We start from the raw sequence: 524 nt of genomic DNA, 5'->3' as shown, positions 1-524 counted from the left end.
CGAAAAGGGTTACAAACAGAAACTAAAATCATATAATAACCTATAAAATTCTATAATTTTTGTATAGGTTATTAAGTTTTGTGTTATACTGCTTGCATGAATAAAAGAATGCTATCAATCGGTCAAGCGAGTAAGCTTTTGGGTGTAACTATCCAAACCTTACGCAATTGGGATAAAAAAGATTTGTTAAAACCTGATGAACTCACTAAAGGCGGTGAAAGGCGTTACAAGTTAGAAAGTTTAAGGCGTATCAATAGAAGCGTAGTCTTTAATCAAGATGAATTAAAAACAATAGCTTATGCTAGAGTAAGCTCGCATGACCAACAAGAGGATTTAATCAGACAAGTTCAAGTTTTAGAGCTTTATTGCGCTAGATGTGGCTTTAACTATGAAGTGATACAAGATTTAGGGAGTGGCATGAACTACTATAAAAAAGGCTTAACCAAGCTTTTAAACTTAATCTTAGACAATCAAGTCAAACGCCTTGTATTAACGCATAAAGACAGATTATTACGCTTTGGAGC

1 protein-coding gene is annotated in these 524 nt (G+C 33.6%); it reads left to right on the top strand.

All coding sequences use genetic code 11. The features are described 5' to 3' along the window. Nucleotides 1-96 precede the first annotated feature (96 nt). Nucleotides 97-524, top strand: a 428-nt coding sequence (locus IEY73_RS33195) for an IS607-like element IS607 family transposase (RefSeq protein ID WP_189083269.1), incomplete at its 3' end; no start/stop codon positions are given.

The sequence above is a fragment of the Mangrovihabitans endophyticus genome (assembly GCF_014646155.1).
In the GTDB taxonomy this organism is placed as follows: domain Bacteria; phylum Actinomycetota; class Actinomycetes; order Mycobacteriales; family Micromonosporaceae; genus Actinoplanes; species Actinoplanes endophyticus.
This window is presented reverse-complemented; position numbering and strand designations above follow the sequence as displayed.